At 65.9% G+C, this 2,676-nt stretch carries 3 protein-coding genes and 1 pseudogene; all 4 read right to left on the bottom strand.

The annotated features are described in order from the left end of the window. A partial coding sequence (locus AC1D1P_RS20290) for an inner membrane CreD family protein (RefSeq protein WP_477674203.1) occupies nt 1–787 on the bottom strand: 787 nt, incomplete at its 3' end. 317 nt (nt 788–1,104) lie between these two features. Then, complete coding sequence (locus tag AC1D1P_RS20285; RefSeq protein WP_477647965.1) at nt 1,105–1,665, bottom strand: Crp/Fnr family transcriptional regulator; 561 nt, start codon at nt 1,663–1,665, stop codon at nt 1,105–1,107. A gap of 13 nt (nt 1,666–1,678) precedes the next feature. After that, a complete protein-coding gene (locus AC1D1P_RS20280) occupies nt 1,679–2,392 on the bottom strand; it encodes an ABC-type transport auxiliary lipoprotein family protein (RefSeq protein WP_477674202.1) in 714 nt (237 codons plus the stop codon). Further along, nucleotides 2,389–2,676: pseudogene (locus AC1D1P_RS20275) on the bottom strand (MlaD family protein); the annotation flags it as partial. The pseudogene AC1D1P_RS20275 and the gene AC1D1P_RS20280, both read right to left, overlap by 4 nt.

Genomic DNA, 2,676 nt, shown 5'->3' with positions numbered 1-2,676 from the left:
CCTCCTGCTGCGCAGTGCYGGCCAGCGAGCTGACGCGCCAGCTGGCTTCAAAACCCTGGTCCGTCACTTTGCGGTCCACCGGGAGAAACTGCCCGCCAAAACTCGGGTGCGGCCAGTTCGACGTGAGCTGCACCCGGGTGTCGCCACCTAACGGCACCACCGAAATACTTTCGGTGCCCACGAGTTCAAGTTCCAGTTTCGCCTGCAGCGGCGCCGCTCCCACCATGGCCATGGGTAACGGCGCATGCACGCCGCGCGGGTAGCTGCCATAGAAGGTACCGGGCTTGAGCGCCAGCACCTGCTCGCCGATCTTGACGCTGGCATGGCGGATGCCGCGCGAGTCGGACACCGCCATCATCAACAGCGGCTGGCCGCAGTTCATGCGTGAGCCGGCGTGTTCGGCCACGGGCTTGAGCGCTTCGGTGTCAGTCCATTCGGCCACGATGTCGGCCTTGAGATTAAAGGCCTGCGTCGCATGCAGGCCGCGGGCGCGCGCCTCGAGTCTGCTGCCGCCCTTGACGGTCAGCGAAGCCGGCGCGGCCACCAGTGTGAACTCGCGCCGCTCGGTTTGTACTTTCTTGTCCTCGTACTTGACGTCCCACTCCTCGGTGCAGGCCCGGTGGATCAGCGGGCCAGTGAGCGTCTGCGGGCCGGCCAGGCTCTGCGCCACGCTCTGGATGGCGATCTGCCGGTAGGTCTGGCGGTCGTGCACCACGCCGCTGATCTGGAACAGCGCGAGGACCAGCAAAACCACCACCAGGGCCAGCGCGAAGAGTTTTTGTTTCATGACTTCCTTTCGTTTGAACAACGAAGGGAAGTGTGCAAACCCTGTGTGAGGCCAGGATGAGCTGCGGGCCGCGTGTGTGAAGTCTGTGTGAAGCCCCCACAGTCGTTCACTTCGTGTAACTCCTTGCCCCCCGAGGGGGCCGCTCGCCTGCGGCCCGGCAAAGCCGGTTCCGCGGCTCATGCTGGGTTGAAGATTCCGGGCGTATTCAGTGGGAATATTCCACCAGTGGGGGCCGAGGGTCCGACTTCGCCGGCCCCAGGCGCCGCCCCCTCGAGGGGGGAACGGGCTACACGAAGTGAGCCCGGACGGGGGTGGTTCTATTTCTTCCTGAGGAGTTTCACCAGCTGGTTGCTGGTGTTGCGCAGGCGCTGGGCCATCATCTGCGTGATCTTGACCAGCAGCTTGGCGCCCACGCCGGGGTGGTCGCGAATCAGCAAGGCAATTTCATGGCGCCCCCAGACGCCGGCCTCGACAGATTCGATGGCGGTGCAGGTGGCATAGCGCGGCTCGCTGTCGAGCATGGACATGTCGCCTATCGCCGCACCGCTGCGCACCACGGCCACGCGCGAGACGACCGGTTCCGCGCCGGCTTCGGCCTGCGCCGCTTCGGCCGCTGATTCAAGCCGTTTGGTCACATCGACCGTGCCCTTGAGGATCAGCATCATCCAGTCGCCGGCTTCGCCTTCGCGGATCATCACCTGCCCCGGTTCGGCGCGAACCAGCAGCATGGACGCGCCTAGGATGTCGGCTTCGGCAGGCGTGAAGTCCTGCAGCAGCTGCGAGTTCTGCAGCAGGTCGGGTCCGTAAGCGCTCAGCTGCTCGCAGCAGCCGAATACATGCAGCCCGGCGGCATCCAGTTGTTCTTCCAGCGTTTTCATGGCGCAAGGCGTTTTAGCGCGCGGGTGTTTGCTGCAGCCATTGGTCCAGCTCCTCGATGGCAGCGTCGGTGGCTGCCGTGAGGGCCCGGACGCCGCCGGGAGCGTCGTTGCTGGGCGCCGGGCGCTGCACGATGACATTGCGCTGGCCGACCAGCTTTTCACCCGCGGGCGTCACCTCGACCAGCGTGGCGCGCAGGCGAATCAGGCCCACGCTGACGTTGGGCGCCGTGAACAGGTGGCTGAACTCTTCAAGGTCCAGGCGCAGCAGCAGCGGCAGCACTGCGTTCTGGCTGCGGTTGAGTGCCACGCTGGAACCGGCGCTGAACACGGCGCGGCGCTGGCCAAGCTGTTCGCGCAGGCGCTGGCGCACCAGTTGTGCGGGCGGCATGCTCCAGCGCGCCTGCGAGTACGGCCGCAGCTGCTGCGCGTCGGTATACGCCAGGCGGTACAGCACCGCCATGTTGTCGAGCGCGCCGCCAGAGGTGGAGATGTCGTCAAGCGCCAGCGGCGGCAACGGCGCCTGCCGCGTGCTGGGCTGAACAGCCAGGAGGCCGGGGCCGAAGTCATACATGGTGGCGCGCGTGGGCTTGTCGGGCAGGCCCGAGCAGCCGCTGACCGCGAGCGCCATGACTATCGAGGAAAAAATGGCCAAGGCCTTTGATGGGCGGGCGTAAGCAGCTACTGAATTCATAGCAGACGAAATGGTCTTGAGAAAATCGAATGTCATTTTTTCTCTCCGTTGGCAGAAAAACCGGGCTCGCCCGGACCGGGTACCGGCGGGCCGTTGCCGAAAATCAGCGACTGCGGGTTGTCGTCTACCGCGTTGACCGTGCGGCGCAACTGGCGCATGGTGCGGGCCGTTTCGTCGGCCACTTCACCCAGCTTGGGCAGCGTGCCGGCGCTGAAGGTCTCCACCCCCGAGGCCAGCGCGGCGCCGCCCTCGGACAGTTTGTCGAGCGGCCCGCCCTTTTCACTCAGGCGCGTGGCGGTCGCACTGACGTCGTCGGCAGC

This window comes from Polaromonas sp. P1_E1_2, assembly GCF_056406035.1.
The sequence above is the reverse complement of the archived record's forward strand: the minus strand, read 5'-3'. Positions and strand labels throughout refer to the sequence as shown.

Coding starts and splice junctions, on each gene's coding strand:
- AC1D1P_RS20285 (WP_477647965.1), bottom strand. CDS start 1,665: ATGAAAACGCTGGAAGAACAACTGGATGCCGCCGGGCTGCATGTATTC.
- AC1D1P_RS20280 (WP_477674202.1), bottom strand. CDS start 2,392: ATGACATTCGATTTTCTCAAGACCATTTCGTCTGCTATGAATTCAGTA.